Here is a 16124-nt window from a genome sequence, read left to right on the forward strand (position 1 = left end):
GAAGACCGCTTACCCACTTATTCATTTACCAATGAAAACGTAACTGCGCCTGAGGCTCAGGCGCGACGGCCGGTTGTGCGCCGTCAGCCGGTGGTTGCTGGACGGAAACATCACCGGCCGGCACTTCCTGCAACTTGGCCAGGCTCAGCTGGGTACGCAACTGGTCGGCGCTGCCATTGACGCGATACACAATACGATCGCCATCCACCCGCTGCGGCTGACCACCAAAGGGCTCCAGCAAACGACCCAGCGCGGCATAGCGCTCCAGGTTCATGCCTTGCACCTCAAGCAACTGCTCGGAGCTGACCCCCGGCTTGACCGCAAAGCGCGGTGCCAGCGTCTGGCTGACGGCGAGCAATACAGCGTCGGCGACCGCGGCGGTGTCAGCCCCCTGGACGCTGCCCTGCTCGGTCTTGTCGCCCAGCCACAGACGCCATTTGGCCTGCCACTGGCTGCCTTCCTGGCGCGCATGAACCGCCAGCAGCGCATCGGCGCCATAACGTTCGGAGGCGGCGCGCAGCGGTGTGGCGTCTGCGCTTTCCAGATTCGGTGCGGTGGCGACGACCTGCTCGTCCAAATCACCCAACGGCAGACGCAGCGGCAAACCACGGTGCTGGGCCGCCCGGCGTAGCGCCTGAGCCACCGCCTGGCCGTCGCCGACCAGGCTGCTGCCGTCGGTGGAGTCGTTCAGCCACCAGCCGAGGATCGAGGGTCGATTGCTGCCCCAGATCGCCAACCCGGCGTCGCGCAAGGCGCGATCGGTGCTGACCGGGTCGAAATCCACTTGCAGGCTTTCCGGCGGGCCGGCGTCGTAGCCGTATTGGCTGATGATTTGCTGCGGGTCCTTGCGGATCGCCGCCAGGCCCGGGCCCTCGGCGGCCTTGGCATCGCCGGTCAGGCGGATGACCAGGGTCTGCACGGCGCGCTGGGTGGCCTGGTCGCGCTCTTGGGGCGACTGGCTGCTGACCGGTTCGAGGACTTGATAGAGGCCATTGAGGGTTTCGGCATGACTCGCCAGGCTGACCCATGACAAGCAGCCTACAAAAAAGAATTTACACAGACGCATGGAAGATTCCCGAACGACAAATTTAGCGGTTGGAACAGACCGCGTGATCTCGGTTTGGCAAGGCTGTGACACAGCGACCGCTAAAACATTCACGGGTCTCGGTAAGTTTTCATACTGTCATAACGATAGCGGGTTCAAGGCTATACCTTAATACGCTCCATTACCGCGCCGATTCCGGTTTTTTTAAGCTCATATGCCCTGCCCGTCGGCCCGAGGATGGCCGCTGCCCCTCAAGCCTGATAAAATCGCGCGCCTTCGCAGACCGTCAACGGCTGGGCCTTCCCAAAGTGCCCGCCCGCCCGGTCGTTACCCAGAAATCCCCCCTAAAGGCCTGGATCATGAGCAAGCAACCCTCCCTGAGCTACAAGGACGCCGGTGTAGACATCGACGCCGGTGAAGCATTGGTCGAACGCATCAAGAGCGTCGCCAAGCGCACCGCGCGCCCCGAAGTCATGGGCGGCCTGGGCGGTTTTGGCGCCCTCTGCGAAATCCCGGCCGGCTACAAGCAGCCTGTACTGGTCTCCGGCACCGACGGCGTGGGCACCAAGCTGCGCCTGGCGCTGAACCTGAACAAGCACGACAGCATCGGCATCGACCTGGTTGCCATGTGCGTCAACGACCTGGTGGTGTGCGGCGCCGAGCCGTTGTTCTTCCTCGACTACTACGCCACCGGCAAGCTCAATGTCGAGACCGCGACCCAGGTGGTCACCGGCATCGGCGCCGGCTGCGAACTGTCGGGTTGCTCCCTGGTGGGCGGCGAAACCGCTGAAATGCCAGGCATGTACGAAGGCGAAGACTACGACCTGGCAGGCTTCTGCGTCGGCGTGGTGGAAAAAGCCGAGATCATCGACGGCTCCAAAGTGGCTGCCGGCGACGCCCTGCTTGCCCTGCCATCCTCCGGCCCGCACTCCAACGGCTACTCGCTGATCCGCAAGATCATCGAAGTGTCCGGCGCCGACATCGAGACCATCCAGCTCGACGGCAAGCCACTGACCGACCTGCTGATGGCCCCGACGCGCATTTACGTCAAGCCGCTGCTCAAGCTGATCAAGGACACCGGCGCCGTCAAGGCCATGGCCCACATCACCGGCGGCGGCTTGCTGGACAACATCCCTCGCGTGCTGCCAAAAGGCGCCCAGGCGATCGTCGACGTGGCCAGCTGGCAGCGCCCTGCAGTCTTCGACTGGCTGCAAGAGAACGGCAACGTCAACGAGACCGAGATGCACCGCGTGCTCAACTGCGGCGTGGGCATGGTCATCTGCGTGGCACAGGAACACGTTGAAACTGCGCTGAACGTCTTGCGTGAAGCCGGCGAACAACCTTGGGTCATCGGCCAGATCGCCACGGCTGCCGAAGGCGCCGCTTCGGTTGAACTGAAAAACCTTAAGGCTCATTGATGCAAGAGCGGATGCCCGCTACCTGTAATGTCGTGGTGCTGCTTTCCGGCACCGGCAGTAACTTGCAGGCCCTGATCGACAGCACGCGTGCCGGCGACAGCCCGGTGCGCATCGCTGCGGTGATTTCCAACCGCAGCGACGCCTATGGCTTGCAGCGTGCCAAGGACGCGAGTATCGAGACCCGCTCGCTCGATCACAAGGCGTTCGAAGGTCGCGAGGCCTTCGACCAGGCCTTGATCGAGCTGATCGACGCCTTCGACCCCAAGCTCGTGGTGCTCGCCGGCTTCATGCGCATTCTCAGCGCAGATTTCGTGCGCCATTACCAAGGTCGCCTGCTCAATGTCCACCCGTCCCTGCTGCCCAAGTACAAAGGCATGCATACCCATCAGCGCGCCCTCGATGCCGGTGACAGCGAGCACGGCTGCAGCGTGCACTTTGTCACCGAGGAACTCGATGGTGGGCCTCTGGTCGTACAGGCAGTGGTTCCGGTAGAGTCAGGCGACTCGGCGCAGACGCTTGCGCAACGGGTTCATACCCAGGAACACAGGATTTACCCGCTGGCCGTTCGCTGGTTTGCCGAGGGTCGGTTGATTCTTGGTGAACAGGGTGCATTATTGGACGGTCAGTTACTCGCGGCCAGCGGCCACTTGATTCGAACCTAGGAGATTTTATGCGTCGCGCCCTGCTTTTCGCTTTTGCGCTGTTCGCTCTGCCTGCCGTGCAAGCGGCAGACCTTCACCCCTTCTCCGTCAGCTATACCGCCGACTGGAAGCAATTGCCCATGAGCGGTTCGGCTGAACGCAGCCTGACCAAAAACGGCGATGGCACGTGGACCTTGAACTTCAAGGCCTCGATGATGATTGCCAGCCTGACCGAAACCAGCGTGATCCTGTTCGACAAGGACACCCTGCAACCCAAGAGCTACAGCTTCGAGCGCGGCGGCCTGGGCAAAGCGAAGAAGGTCAACCTGGATTTCGACCAGGCGACCAAGAAAATCACCGGCTTTGAAAACAAGGACCCGGTTAACGTCACCCTCGAAAGCGGCATGCTCGACAAGTCCACCTATCAACTCGCCCTGCAGCGTGACGTGGCTGCCGGCAAGAAAAGCATGAGCTACCGAGTGGCCGAAGGCACGGACGTCGATACCTACGATTTCCGCGTCATTGGCGCGGAAAAGGTCCAGACCAAAGTGGGCGCCATCGACGCGATCAAGGTTGAACGCGTGCGTGACCCCTCCCAGAGCAAGCGCATCACGCAGATGTGGTTTGCCAAGGACCAGGGCGGCATTCTGGTTGCCTTGCGCCAGGTTGAGACCGATGGCAAGGAATACAACATCATGCTGCAGGATGGCACCGTTGACGGTAAGGCCGTTAAAGGAAGCTGATTGCACGGATGTGCTTGAAGAGAGCCTCGCTGAATGCGGGGCTTTTTTTCGCCTGCAGGTATTGGTGTTGAAGCATCCACAGCCATCGGGGGCAAGCCCCCTCCCACGTTGGAATGCATTTCAAAGGTGGGAGGGGGCTTGCCCCCGATGGCGTCAGTGTCTGCCCCCAAACATGAAACTTTTGTCATCTGCCCCCCACCACCGCGACCAAATGCCACGGTTTACACGGCCTGCAGCACTGTTGCGTTTCCTGCAATGAATTGTTGCATGCAAAACCGGTTTACTTAGCAAGCTAACAAATCATATAACAAAGACCTGCGACGACTTGCCGCAGATCAACCAGAGATTGGAGCAAGCAGATGACTGTAAAAGTAACTGAACGCGACGATGAACATATGTCCCATGAAGCGGTAGGCCACGGGATTCACATCTGGGATGTACATCAACAAGATTTGCTGGTCGGCATGTTTCACAACGAGAGCGATGCTCATAATTATAAAACCGAACTTGAATCGCTTGAGATGAAACGCCAGGCACAAGGCTCCTGAAATTCCGAAATCGCGTAGACGCCCGGCCCACGCAGCCGCGCCGCCTGCAAACGAAAACCCCGCCTTTTGAGCGGGGTTTTCGTTTTTAGAAAACGCCCTCGCCGCCCTGAATAATCGTTTCCGCAAAAAGCGTAACAACAAATAGACATTTGGTAATGATTCTCGATAGTATCGCTGCGCTTTTACTCGACCCCACGGAAACGGAGTTTGACTTGATGCACGGACATGTCACCACACCGGAAAAATCCCTGCTTGACCGCTGGGGTGAAGCACTCGCCACCCGTCAATTCCAAGCCAGGCACATTACGATCGATACGCTGGTCGCAACCCTGGCGCCAGCCTGCGAACGCAGTTTCCAGCGCCTGATCCAGGCACTGTTTCGTGAAGGCCTGCTTGATCCGGACACACTCAGCCATGACGAACACGGCCACGGCTGGCTGACGCTGCCCGACCAGACCCGCGTGCGCTTCGAGCATCTGCGCCGCGGCCGCATGGCCAGCTGGGATTTGCGCGGCAAGGTCAGCGTGGTGCGGGCTGGGCAGCCCGAACAGAGAATCCAATTCCCGTCGCAGTTGCTGACCTTACTGAACACCCGCCTCCAATCGTCTGCCGAGCCAGAGGTCCTGGACCGCCTCAACACAGAGATCGACGACAGCTTCATCAACGATACCCTGTGCCTGGCCTTTCACGAGCAATGGACGCTCCAGTTGCAGGCCGCAATGGACCCTGTGCATCAGGGCAACCTGCTCGGCTATCTGAAGAATGACCCTGGCGTTGGCAACCCGACGTCAGTGCTTGAGCAATGGGGTACGCTCGGCCATCCCTGGCACCCGAACTACAAGACGAAGCTGGGTCTGGGAACGGAACAGGTGATCGATTTCTCGCCGGAGTTCGAAGCGCGCTTCCCGGTATTGCTGTGTGCCCTGCACCGCCAGTACGCCCACGTCGAAAGCCTGGGCGGTACCGCGGACTACTGGCAGTGGTGGCAACACCAGTTCCCACAGGCTGCCCGCCAACTGACGGCGCACCTGACCGCCCAGGGCCTTGAGGCCAGCGATTATCTGCCGCTGCCTGCCCATCCCTGGCAAGCTCGCCAGGAGTTACCGCAGCTGTTCGCCAATGAGATCGCCGATCGGCTGCTGGTGCTGACCGACATCGTTGCCTTCACGGCCCACCCGACCATGTCGTTCAGGACCGTCCTGCCTGAAGGCCGCAGCGACGCGCCAATGGTCAAGCTCCCGGTTTCACTGCGCCTGACCAGCGTGCAGCGCACGGTGTCACCACGCTCGGCGCGCATGGGCCCGCGCATCAGCCATCTGCTGCAGACCATTCTGGCGCGTGAGCCCGACATCCAGCGCCTGCTCAGCATCGTGCCCGAACGCCTCGGCGTGCATTTCAAACCACAACCGGTAAATGACGAGCACTCCCGTCACCTGGCTGTGCTCTACCGCGACAACCCGCAAAGCCTGCTCGAAACGGGCGAGATGGCCATTCCGGTAGGCAGCCTGTTTGCCACCGACCAACATGGGCAGCCGTTGCTGCGGCAGTGGGTGCGCCTGAGTAAAGGCACTGACGACGCACAGGCCATCCGCGCATTCTTCAAGGACTACGCATCCATCGCAGTGCCCGCCCTGCTGGGCATGTACCTGCGCTATGGCGTGGCCTTCGAGGCCCATCAACAGAACTCCTTTATGGTGATGGGCGCAGACGGGCACGTCAGCCGCCTGCTGTTGCGCGATTTCGGCGATATCCGCATCGACCGCAAAACCCTGCACGCCCAAGGCCTGGACATCGAATTGCATGACCCGAAGATGACCTTGTACGACGATGCGGGTTTCGTGCGTGACAAGTTGCTGCACACGGTGTTCATGTGCCATTTGGGCGAGTTGGTGTTGCTCTGCGCGCGCCACTTCGAGATTGCCCAGGCACTGCTGTGGGACGAACTGTCAGCGCAAGTCAGCCAGTGCTTCGATGACGTGCGCGGCCAGGTCGAACCACAACGCTGGCTGAGCGAACGCGCCGCATTGCTGGAACAGGACTGGCCGGCCAAGTCGTTTATGCGCATGCGGCTGATGGAAAGCCATGCCGACATCGTCGGGCGTCTGCCCAACCCGTTGAGCCCTGCCGCCCATGTCGGCTAACAGCACTGCGCTGCGCTTGCTGGTGGTGATTCAGTTGGTGTCGATGGGTGCCATGGAAATGAGCGGGCCGTTCTGGCCCTTGCAGATCCAGAAATTGCTTGGCACTGCGAACGCCCACTACACCGGCCTGCTTTCTTCGCTGGTGTACGCCGGGCCGATGATGGCGGCGATGATCCTCACGCCCATGTGGGGGCGTCTGGGTGACCGTACAGGTCACAAGCCAATGATCCTGCGCGCGTTGCTGGCGCTGGCGCTATGCCAGGCGCTGGCCGCCGTCACTGACGACCCTTGGCTGCTGGTGCTCGTCCGTGTGGCGCAAGGCGCGTTGGCCGGCTTCATCGCGGCAGCCCAGGCCTATGCACTGGCCTGCTGCGGCGACGGCGGTCGCGGGCATATTCTGGCCCGGCTGCAATCCGCCACCGCCGTGGGCTCCCTGGCCGGCCCGGTGTTGGGGGGCTGGCTGATGGATATATCCGGTTTCGCTTTGCTGTGTTACAGCGCCACCGCAGTCTGCCTGATATGCGCAATAATCAGCGTGTTCCTACCCAGCGACTCACCACGCTCGAGACCCGCACTCACGTCCAAGCCTGCTGCGCTTCCCAAAGGTTGGCTTGGCGCGATGCTGGGAATCATCGTATTGATCCAGGCCGCCAAGATGATGCCGCAACCGTTCTACGCGTTGTATGTTGCCGATGTTCTGCATGCGCCCGCATGGCTGATCGGCGCCAGCTACGCCGCCAGCGCGCTGACCCTGGCGCTGTCCGCGCCGCTGTGGGGCCGTTTGTTTGACCGGCACTCACCCGCACGCACGCTGCACATCATCGAATGGGTCACCTGGTTCTGCGCCCTGACCCTGGCCTTCACGGCGTTGGCCGGCGAATGGCTGGGGTTCCTTGCCAGCCGCCTGCTGTGGGGCGTGTGGCAGGGCGCGTTGCTGCCTGTCGCCTACACCTTGATCGCCAACACCGTTGCCCCCAGCCAGCAGGGATTTGCCTTGGGCATGGGCAACAGCGCCGCCAAGGCCGGCGCGTTGTGCGGCGCGCTGTTGGGCGGCATCGGTATGGCAATGGTGGGCCTGGCGCACAGCTTCTGGCTGGTGGCACTGACGTATGCCCTGGCCGCACTGGGCATCCGCGCGATTCGTTCGTTCACCCGAACACCTGAAATGTCCGATTTTTCTGTCAATACTTCTAATAACTCAAAGGCAAGGTCATGAATACAACACAATGGGCGATTCTGCTGCCCCTGCTCGGGTCGATCAGCGCCCCCGTCTGGGCCGACCAGACTGAGGAGACGCCAGCGGCGAACAACCTGCAGTTACAGGCCACGGTGGTCTCGGCCACGCGCAGTGAAACCAGCATCGCGGCGATCCCGGGCTCGGTGCAGGTTATCGACGAAGAACAGATCCGCCAGCAGACGTCGGCGGGACGCCGGGTTGCCGATATCCTCGGGCAACTGGTCCCCGGCATCGCCCCCTCCAGCGGCGGCATGAGCAACTTCGGCCAGACGCTGCGCGGGCGCAATACGCTGATCCTGATCGACGGGGTATCCCAGAACGCCACGCGCGACAACTTCCGCCAGCTCAACAGCGTGGCGCCGGAAAGTATCGAGCGCATCGAAGTGATTTCCGGCGCCAGCAGTGTCTACGGCGCCGGCGCATCGGGCGGCATCATCAACATCATCACCAAGCGCAACACAGGTGAAGACCTGGCCTTCAGCAGCAAGATCGGCATGACCGCCGGCGACAACCTCAGCCGCAAAGGCTTTTCCTACCAGGCCTTCCAGAGCGCAACAGGCCGCCAGGGCCCGCTGGACTGGTATGTGTCGGGCAACACGGTGCAACGCAACGACCAGTTCGACGGCAACGGCAAGCGCATTCCCCAGGACACGTCCCAGGGCAGCAACATGGACACTGACACCTATGACCTGCAAGGTCGCTTCGGCTACGCGCTCGATGACGACAAGAAGATCAGCCTGTCGCTGCAGGACTATAAAGACGAACAGGACACCCGCTATACCAAGAACCCGCGCATCACCAGCGAGGCCGTCGCGGTCAAAGGCCTGGACCTGGACGACCAGCCGTCCACCCACAATCAGGCGGTCAACCTCAATTACGCCGACAAGGACTTCTACGGCCAGGGCCTGCAGGTGGAAAGTTACTGGCGCCGCGCGGATGCGTTGTTCTTCCCGGACCTGTCCAGGGGCCGGGCAGGCGTCTCGGACAACAACAGCGTGCAAGACGTGTATGGCTTGCGCGCAGCCATCGACACACAGATGCCGGACATCGGCCCCGCCACCGGCAACCTGGTGTGGGGCGCCGACTACGATCACGAAACCTCGCGCCAACGCGGCGACCAATACCGGGTCAACGGCCTGACGTACACCAAGACCGGTACCACCTTCGAGTTGGGCCCGGACATCCAGACCACCACCAAGGCGATCTTCGGCCAACTGTCCTATGACATCGGCGACTGGACCTTGCGCGGTGGCGTGCGCCGCGAATGGATCCAGAGCGAAGTCGACGACAGCATCGCCTACGGCGAAATCGTTCAGACGGGCAACCGCGCGACGCTGCCGGGCGGCACCCTCAAATATGACGACACCCTCTACAACCTCGGCGCGGTGTACCACCTGAGTGAAAACCAGGACGTGTTCGCCAACTTCAGCCAGGGCTTCTCCCTGCCGGATATCCAGCGTTTCCTGCGTGACGTCAACAGCACGTACAACATCCAGGACCTCAATGCCCAGGCGCTGAAGGTCGACAGCTATGAACTGGGCTGGCGTGGCAACTGGGACAAGTGGCTGGCCAATGTCACGGCGTATGAAAACACCTCGGACGTCACGCAGTTCTACGATGCCAATGACCGCGTACTGCGCCTGATCAGCCAGAAAGAGCGCGTGCGCGGTATCGAAACCAGCCTGACGTACAACGTCACCGATCAGTGGTCGGTAGGCGGCACGTACGCGTACGCCAAAGGTGAAACCCAGCAGAACGGCAAATGGATCGACCTGCCCGCCACGCGTATTTCCCCGGCCAAGGCCACCGCCTTCGTCGGCTATCAGCGTGACGACTACAGCCTGCGTTTGCAGGGCATGCGTCTGGCCAATTACGACGCGGCCTTCAAGGACAACAACGGTCGCGATATCCAGGGCTACACCCTGGTTGACCTGCTGGGCTCGGTCAGGCTGCCGGTCGGTCGCCTCGAAGGTGCGGTGTACAACCTCACCAACCGCAACTATCAGAACATGTTCGCCCAGGCCAACGCCCGCGCACCGTACCCGAATGCCGAAGGTCGCACCTTCAGCTTGAGCTACGCGGTGGATTGGTAACCGGCAGGCGCTGCACGGTAAAACACAAACCCCGCCTGTTGGCGGGGTTTGTCGTTTCTACAGCCTTACCACATCAGATCATCCGGGATCTGGTAGGCGGCGTACGGATCATCCTCATCCGGCACCTGGCTTTCGGTCAGGATATTGAGCTGCACGATACGTTCCGGCGCGCGCTCCTGGATCTTCAGCGCGGCTTCGCGCGGGATCACTTCGTAGCCGCCGCCATGGTGCACGATGGCCAGGGAGCCATTGCTCAGTTTGTTGCGCATCAGCGTGTTGACCGACAGGCGCTTGACCTTCTTGTCATCCACAAAGTTGTAATAGTCCTCGGTGGTCAACTTTGGCAGCCGTGAGGTTTCGATCAATTGCTTGACCTGGGCCGTACGGGCCTTGGCCTCGGCTTTTTCCTGCTGCTGGCGGTTCAGTTCCTGGTCGCGCTTGACCTTCTCGGCATGCGCCTCGGCCGCCAGGCGCGCCTGGGTGTCATCGACCTCAGCCTGACCCTTGTGGACCAGCCGCTGCTGTTTCTGCTTCTCTTTGCCGACCTGCTTGGCCTGCTTTTGGTTGACCAGACCTGCTTTGAGCAACTGGTCGCGAAGGGAAAGGCTCATGGTGCTTACTCACTTGGGCAACTGCTCAACCGCAGCTGGATATAGTCTTTTCCTGGCGTTTGGCTTCGCCCCACAGGGCGTCCAACGTTTCGAGGGTGCAATCTTCTATGGGTTGCTGTGTATCGCGCAATGCCTGTTCGATAAATCGGAAACGTCGCTCGAACTTGGCATTGGCGCCGCGCAGCGCGGTTTCAGGGTCGACCTTGAGGTGACGGGCCAGGTTGACCGCTGCGAACAGCAGGTCGCCGACCTCATCGGCAATCGCTGCCGAGTCGTTATCGGCCATGGCTTCGAGCACTTCATCCAGCTCTTCGCGTACGTTATCCACCACCGGCAACGCGGACGGCCAGTCGAAACCCACCTGACTGGCGCGCTTTTGCAATTTCGCGGCGCGGGACAGCGATGGCAAGGCGGTGGGCACGTCATCAAGCAGGGACAGTTGCTCGGGCGCGTCGGATTTTTCCGCACGCTCCTCGGCCTTGATCTGCTCCCAGCGCTGCTTGACCTGCTCCTCGCTCAACCGCGGGATATCCAGCGGTGCGTACAGTTCACCAGTAGGAAACACGTGGGGATGACGCCGGATCAACTTGCGGGTGATGCTGTCGATCACGCCGGCAAATTCGAAGCGCCCATCTTCGCGCGCCAGCTGGCTGTAATACACCACCTGGAACAGCAGGTCGCCCAGCTCACCTTGCAGATGATCGAAGTCGCCGCGCTCGATGGCATCGGCCACCTCGTAGGCTTCTTCAAGGGTATGCGGCACGATACTGGCGTAGGTTTGCTTGATATCCCACGGGCACCCGTATTGCGGGTCGCGCAGGCGGTTCATCAGGTGTAGCAGGTCATCTAGTGAATACATCGATCTCTTTCCAATCAGGTATGAACACCGCCGATCCAATGTGGGAGGGGGCTTGCCCCCGATGGGGAAGGATCAGCCGACACCTGTATTGACTGACCCACCGCTATCGGGGGCAAGCCCCCTCCCACATTATTTGACTGCGTTCAACCAGGGGTGCGATTACGCCGCGTCTCAATGATGTTCGGCAGCTGGGAAATCCGCCCCAGCAACCGCCCCAGCGCGTCCAGCCCCGGAATCTCGATGGTCAGGGACATCAGCGCGGTGTTGTCCTCTTTGTTCGAACGGGTGTTGACCGCAAGTACGTTGATCCGCTCATTGAGCAGCACTTGCGAGACGTCACGCAGCAAACCGGAACGGTCGTAGGCGCGAATGATGATGTCCACCGGGTAGGTGAGCACCGGCACCGGGCCCCAACTGACCTGGATGATCCGCTCCGGCTCGCGCCCGCCCAGCTGCAGCACCGAGGCGCAGTCCTGGCGGTGAATGCTCACGCCGCGGCCCTGGGTGATGTAGCCGACGATGGCGTCGCCCGGCAACGGCTGGCAGCAACCGGCCATCTGCGTCATCAGGTTGCCCACGCCCTGGATCTGGATATCGCCGCGCTTGCCGGGCTTGTAGCCGGTGGCCTTGCGCGGGATCAGCTCCAGCTGTTCGTTGCCACGCTCCGGCTCCACCAGTTGCTGGGCCAGGTTGACCAATTGGGCCAGACGCAAGTCGCCGGCACCGAGGGCGGCGAACATGTCTTCGGCAATCTTCATGTTGGCCTTTTCGGCCAGCTTGTCGAAGTCCACCTGGGGCAGGCCCAGGCGTGCCAGTTCGCGTTCGAGCAGGGTCTTGCCGGCGGCGACGTTCTGGTCGCGGGCCTGCAGCTTGAACCAGTGGACGATCTTCGCCCGTGCCCGTGAGGTGGTGATATACCCCAAGTTAGGGTTCAGCCAGTCGCGGCTCGGCGTGCCGTGCTTGCTGGTGATGATCTCGACCTGCTCACCGGTTTGCAGGCTGTAGTTGAGCGGTACGATGCGCCCGTTGATCTTGGCGCCACGGCAGTTGTGGCCGATTTCGGTGTGCACGCGGTAAGCGAAGTCCAGCGGCGTGGCGCCCTTGGGCAAGTCGATGGCGTGACCGTCGGGGGTGAAGATGTAGACCCGGTCCGGTTCGATATCCACGCGCAGCTGTTCGGCCAGGCCGCCGATATCGCCGAGTTCTTCGTGCCACTCCAGTACTTGGCGCAGCCAGGAGATCTTCTCTTCGTACTGGTTCGACCCGGCCTTGACGTCGGTGCCCTTGTAACGCCAATGCGCGCAGACGCCCAGCTCCGCCTCTTCATGCATGGCATGGGTGCGGATCTGCACTTCCAGCACCTTGCCCTCAGGACCGATCACCGCCGTATGCAGCGAGCGATAGCCGTTTTCCTTGGGGTTGGCGATGTAGTCGTCAAATTCCTTGGGGATGTGACGCCACAGGGTATGGACGATCCCCAGCGCGGTGTAGCAATCGCGCATTTCCGGCACCAGCACACGCACGGCCCGTACGTCGTAGATCTGGCTGAACGCCAGGCCCTTGCGCTGCATTTTGCGCCAGATGGAATAGATGTGCTTGGCGCGGCCGCTGATGTCGGCATCGACGCCGGTGGCCTGCAACTCGGCGCGCAACTGGCCCATCACGTCGCTGATAAAGCGCTCGCGGTCGAGCCGCCGCTCATGCAGCAGCGTGGCAATCTGTTTGTATTGATCGGGTTCGAGGTAGCGGAAGGACAGGTCCTCCAGCTCCCATTTGATATGACCGATACCCAGGCGGTGCGCCAGCGGCGCGTAGATGTCGAAGACTTCGCGGGCAACGCGGTTGCGCTTTTCGTCGTCGGCGGTTTTCACCGCACGGATCGCGCAGGTACGTTCAGCCAGCTTGATCAGCGCGACGCGGACGTCGTCGACCATCGCCACCAGCATCTTGCGCAGGTTTTCCACCTGGCCCTGGGTGCCCAGCACCATGGACTGGCGCGGGCTGAGGCTGGCACTGATGGCCGCCATGCGCAGCACGCCGTCGATCAGCTTGGCCACCACCGCGCCGAAACGCTGGCTGACGGTCGGCAACGGGATATGTCCTTCGCGCACGCCGCGATAGAGCACGGCGGCGATCAGCGAATCCTGGTCCAGCTTGAGATCGGCCAGGATCTCGGCGATTTCCAACCCGGTACGAAAGCTTGAAGTGCCCTCCGCCCACAGGTTCTTGGCCGCATTGTCCTGCTGTTCAGACTCACGAGCGAACTCGCAGGCTGCTTTCAAGGCTTCACGGTCCAGTGCCGGGTCGACACTGACGGCATGATCCAGCCATGCCTCGAGATTGATACTGCCGTCGGTGTTGATCGGCTGGTGTGCTCTCACCTGTACCATCTTGCTTACCTTCCCTACGACGCACCTTGGATGCGCCAAAAATCATCGCCGACCTTGCTGCAGATTCCCTGGCAGTTCACGGCCCTGGAGACTGCAGGCCAGTCGGATTAAACGGGCATCCTAGCCCGCTTCAAATAACGCCATGGCCTCGACATGCGCTGTCTGCGGAAACATGTCGAGGATCCCGGCACGCTTTAGCCGGTAGCCTTGCTTGACCAATTCAACCGTGTCCCGCGCCAGCGTCGCCGGATTGCAGGACACATACACCAGGCGCCTGGCGCCCAGGGTGGCAAGTCTGCGCACAACTTCCTGGGCACCGTCGCGCGGTGGGTCCAAGAGTACCGCAGAAAAGCCTGGTTTGGCCCATTCCGCGTCAGTCAGGGGCTGGGACAAATCGGCCTGAAAAAACCGCGCGTTATGCAAATTGTTGCTTACGGCGTTCTGTGCCGCGCGTTCCACCATGGTCTGCACGCCCTCCACGGCAACGACTTCGCGGACCTGCCTGGCCAGTGGCAGGGCAAAATTGCCCAGCCCGCAAAACAGATCCAGCACCCGTTCATCGGGTTGCGGCGCCAACCATTCCAGGGCCTGGGCGACCATCGCCTCGTTGACCCCGGCGTTGACCTGCACAAAATCACCCGGCCGGTACGCCAGCTCCAGGTCCCATGCCTCCAGGCGGAAACCGAGCGTGCGACCCGGCTCGACCGGCTCCGGCTGGCCCTCGCCATGCAGCCACAACTGGGCATCATGGAAGCTGCAAAATTCTTTCAACACCTGCATGTCCGCCTCGGACAGCGGTGCCATATGCCGCAGCAACACGGCGATGGACGTTCCACTGAACAATTCCACATGCCCCAACGCCTGAGGCTTGCTCAAGCGGCGCAGCATGTTCGGCAGACGCTGCATGATCGGCTGCAAGGCCTGTACCAGGACCGGGCAATCATCGATGGCGACGATGTCCTGGCTGGCCACGGCACGAAAACCGACCTCCAGGTGTTTGGCCTTGGCATCCCAACGCACGGCCACGCGGGCGCGGCGACGGTAGCCGAATTCCGGCCCGCTCAACGGCGCAGCCCACGCTTGCGGCTCCACACCGGCCACACGGGACAATTGCTCGGCGAGCATGCGCTGTTTCAGCGCAAGTTGTTCGGCATGGGGCAGGTGTTGCACGCTGCAGCCGCCACAGCGGCCAAAATGCGCACACGGCGCCGGGCGACGCAGTTCGCTGGCCGTGAACACACGCTCGGTGCGCGCCTCGACCACCTTGCCGTGGGCGCCGAGCACCCGCGCTTCCACCTCTTCGCCGGCCAGCGCACCGTTGACGAACCAGGTACGCCCTTCGAAGAACACAATGCCGCGTCCGTCATTGGCCAGGCGTTCGATGGTCAGGCGTTGCTTCTTGCCCACCGGAATCTGCGGGGCCCGGCTGCCGCCCGTCGGTTGAAAGCGCAGGCCTCTCTCATGCTTGGCCATCAGTTGGGTTCGTCGAAAATGCCGGTCGACAGGTAGCGGTCGCCTCGGTCACAGATGATCGCGACGATCACCGCGTTTTCCACCTCTTTGGACAAGCGCAACATACCGGCCACGGCGCCACCGGACGACACACCGCAGAAGATGCCCTCTTCACGGGCCAGGCGGCGGGTGGTGTCTTCGGCTTCACGCTGGGCCATGTCGATGATGCGGTCAACGCGCGTGGCGTTGTAGATCCTGGGCAAATACTCTTCGGGCCAGCGGCGGATGCCGGGGATGGCCGCGCCTTCCATCGGTTGCAGGCCGACGATCTGAATCGCCGGATTCTGCTCCTTGAGGTAGCGCGAATTGCCCATGATGGTGCCGGTGGTGCCCATGGAGCTGACGAAATGCGTGATGGTGCCCTGGGTCTGGCGCCAGATTTCCGGGCCGGTGCTGGTGTAGTGCGCTTCGGGGTTATCACCGTTGGCAAACTGGTCCAGCACCACGCCACGGCCTTCGGCGGCCATGCGTTCGGCGAGATCGCGCGCGCCCTCCATGCCTTCTTCCTGGGTGACCAGGATCAGCTGTGCGCCATAAGCGGTCATCGCCGCCTTGCGCTCGGCGCTGCCATTGTCGGGCATGATCAGCACCATCTTGTAACCCTTGATCGCGGCGGCCATGGCCAGGGCGATCCCGGTATTACCCGAGGTGGCTTCGATCAGCGTGTCCCCCGGCTTGATCTGCCCGCGCAGTTCGGCGCGGGTGATCATCGACAGCGCCGGACGGTCCTTGACGGAACCGGCGGGGTTGTTGCCTTCAAGCTTGAGCAACAGGGTATTGCTGGTTTCACCCGCCATGCGTTGCAAGCGGACCAGGGGCGTGTTGCCGACGCAATCGGCGATTGTTGGGTACTGCAAGGTCATGGCGTATTCGCAATCCAGACTGC

At 61.9% G+C, this 16124-nt stretch carries 13 protein-coding genes; 7 read left to right on the forward strand and 6 right to left on the reverse strand.

Annotation, left to right across the window (positions count from 1 at the left end; genetic code table 11):
* Positions 1-25: 25 nt before the first annotated feature.
* A complete protein-coding gene (locus BFQ04_RS04275; protein ID WP_065949722.1) occupies positions 26-1066 on the reverse strand; it encodes a DUF2066 domain-containing protein in 1041 nt (346 codons plus the stop codon).
* Between the two features lie 338 nt (positions 1067-1404).
* Between BFQ04_RS04275 and purM the strand changes: the two genes are divergently transcribed.
* The 7 genes from purM to BFQ04_RS04310 all read left to right on the forward strand — a co-directional run bounded on the left by purM (position 1405) and on the right by BFQ04_RS04310 (position 9866).
* Positions 1405-2463, forward strand: coding sequence for a phosphoribosylformylglycinamidine cyclo-ligase (purM, locus tag BFQ04_RS04280; RefSeq protein WP_065949723.1), 1059 nt, complete (start codon positions 1405-1407; stop codon positions 2461-2463).
* Between the two features lie 11 nt (positions 2464-2474).
* The gene (purN, locus tag BFQ04_RS04285) at positions 2475-3125 is read left to right on the forward strand and encodes a phosphoribosylglycinamide formyltransferase (RefSeq protein WP_139111895.1); all 651 of its coding nucleotides are present in this window, start codon (positions 2475-2477) and stop codon (positions 3123-3125) included.
* An 8-nt stretch (positions 3126-3133) separates the two neighbouring features.
* Entirely contained in the window at positions 3134-3847 is a 714-nt protein-coding gene (locus BFQ04_RS04290; RefSeq protein ID WP_065949725.1) for a DUF3108 domain-containing protein, read from the forward strand.
* 359 nt (positions 3848-4206) lie between these two features.
* Entirely contained in the window at positions 4207-4395 is a 189-nt protein-coding gene (locus BFQ04_RS28255; protein WP_083217915.1) for a hypothetical protein, read from the forward strand.
* Between the two features lie 215 nt (positions 4396-4610).
* The gene (locus BFQ04_RS04300) at positions 4611-6536 is read left to right on the forward strand and encodes an IucA/IucC family protein (protein WP_065949727.1); all 1926 of its coding nucleotides are present in this window, start codon (positions 4611-4613) and stop codon (positions 6534-6536) included.
* On the forward strand, positions 6526-7752 hold the full coding sequence (locus tag BFQ04_RS04305) for an MFS transporter (RefSeq protein WP_065949728.1): 1227 nt from the start codon (positions 6526-6528) through the stop codon (positions 7750-7752). The genes BFQ04_RS04300 and BFQ04_RS04305 overlap by 11 nt, the downstream gene beginning before the upstream one ends.
* The gene (locus BFQ04_RS04310; RefSeq protein ID WP_065949729.1) at positions 7749-9866 is read left to right on the forward strand and encodes a TonB-dependent receptor; all 2118 of its coding nucleotides are present in this window, start codon (positions 7749-7751) and stop codon (positions 9864-9866) included. Before BFQ04_RS04305 ends, BFQ04_RS04310 begins: the two co-directional genes overlap by 4 nt.
* 65 nt (positions 9867-9931) lie before the next feature.
* Here the strand turns inward: BFQ04_RS04310 and BFQ04_RS04315 are convergent, their stop codons facing one another.
* From BFQ04_RS04315 to cysM, 5 genes are all read right to left on the reverse strand, one after another.
* The gene (locus BFQ04_RS04315) at positions 9932-10477 is read right to left on the reverse strand and encodes a DUF2058 domain-containing protein (RefSeq protein ID WP_014719402.1); all 546 of its coding nucleotides are present in this window, start codon (positions 10475-10477) and stop codon (positions 9932-9934) included.
* A 25-nt stretch (positions 10478-10502) separates the two neighbouring features.
* On the reverse strand, positions 10503-11336 hold the full coding sequence (mazG, locus tag BFQ04_RS04320) for a nucleoside triphosphate pyrophosphohydrolase (RefSeq protein WP_065949730.1): 834 nt from the start codon (positions 11334-11336) through the stop codon (positions 10503-10505).
* A 143-nt stretch (positions 11337-11479) separates the two neighbouring features.
* Positions 11480-13726: a GTP diphosphokinase gene (gene relA / locus BFQ04_RS04325; protein ID WP_065893746.1), complete on the reverse strand. Its 2247-nt coding sequence runs from the start codon at positions 13724-13726 to the stop codon at positions 11480-11482.
* Between the two features lie 120 nt (positions 13727-13846).
* Positions 13847-15199, reverse strand: a complete 1353-nt coding sequence (rlmD, locus tag BFQ04_RS04330; protein WP_065949731.1) for a 23S rRNA (uracil(1939)-C(5))-methyltransferase RlmD — start codon at positions 15197-15199, stop codon at positions 13847-13849.
* Entirely contained in the window at positions 15199-16101 is a 903-nt protein-coding gene (gene cysM / locus BFQ04_RS04335) for a cysteine synthase CysM (RefSeq protein WP_065949732.1), read from the reverse strand. The genes rlmD and cysM overlap by 1 nt, the downstream gene beginning before the upstream one ends.
* Positions 16102-16124 lie beyond the last annotated feature (23 nt).

Source organism: Pseudomonas sp. 37 R 15 (assembly GCF_900004865.1).
GTDB lineage: Bacteria > Pseudomonadota > Gammaproteobacteria > Pseudomonadales > Pseudomonadaceae > Aquipseudomonas > Aquipseudomonas fluorescens_AM.

Excerpts from the sequence above, each read along its gene's own strand:
- BFQ04_RS04275 (WP_065949722.1), bottom strand. The coding sequence starts at position 1,066 with ATGCGTCTGTGTAAATTCTTTTTTGTAGGCTGCTTGTCATGGGTCAGC.
- purM (WP_065949723.1), top strand. The coding sequence starts at position 1,405 with ATGAGCAAGCAACCCTCCCTGAGCTACAAGGACGCCGGTGTAGACATC.
- purN (WP_139111895.1), top strand. The coding sequence starts at position 2,475 with ATGCCCGCTACCTGTAATGTCGTGGTGCTGCTTTCCGGCACCGGCAGT.
- BFQ04_RS04290 (WP_065949725.1), top strand. The coding sequence starts at position 3,134 with ATGCGTCGCGCCCTGCTTTTCGCTTTTGCGCTGTTCGCTCTGCCTGCC.
- BFQ04_RS28255 (WP_083217915.1), top strand. The coding sequence starts at position 4,207 with ATGACTGTAAAAGTAACTGAACGCGACGATGAACATATGTCCCATGAA.
- BFQ04_RS04300 (WP_065949727.1), top strand. The coding sequence starts at position 4,611 with ATGCACGGACATGTCACCACACCGGAAAAATCCCTGCTTGACCGCTGG.
- BFQ04_RS04305 (WP_065949728.1), top strand. The coding sequence starts at position 6,526 with ATGTCGGCTAACAGCACTGCGCTGCGCTTGCTGGTGGTGATTCAGTTG.
- BFQ04_RS04310 (WP_065949729.1), top strand. The coding sequence starts at position 7,749 with ATGAATACAACACAATGGGCGATTCTGCTGCCCCTGCTCGGGTCGATC.
- BFQ04_RS04315 (WP_014719402.1), bottom strand. The coding sequence starts at position 10,477 with ATGAGCCTTTCCCTTCGCGACCAGTTGCTCAAAGCAGGTCTGGTCAAC.
- mazG (WP_065949730.1), bottom strand. The coding sequence starts at position 11,336 with ATGTATTCACTAGATGACCTGCTACACCTGATGAACCGCCTGCGCGAC.
- relA (WP_065893746.1), bottom strand. The coding sequence starts at position 13,726 with ATGGTACAGGTGAGAGCACACCAGCCGATCAACACCGACGGCAGTATC.
- rlmD (WP_065949731.1), bottom strand. The coding sequence starts at position 15,199 with ATGGCCAAGCATGAGAGAGGCCTGCGCTTTCAACCGACGGGCGGCAGC.
- cysM (WP_065949732.1), bottom strand. The coding sequence starts at position 16,101 with ATGACCTTGCAGTACCCAACAATCGCCGATTGCGTCGGCAACACGCCC.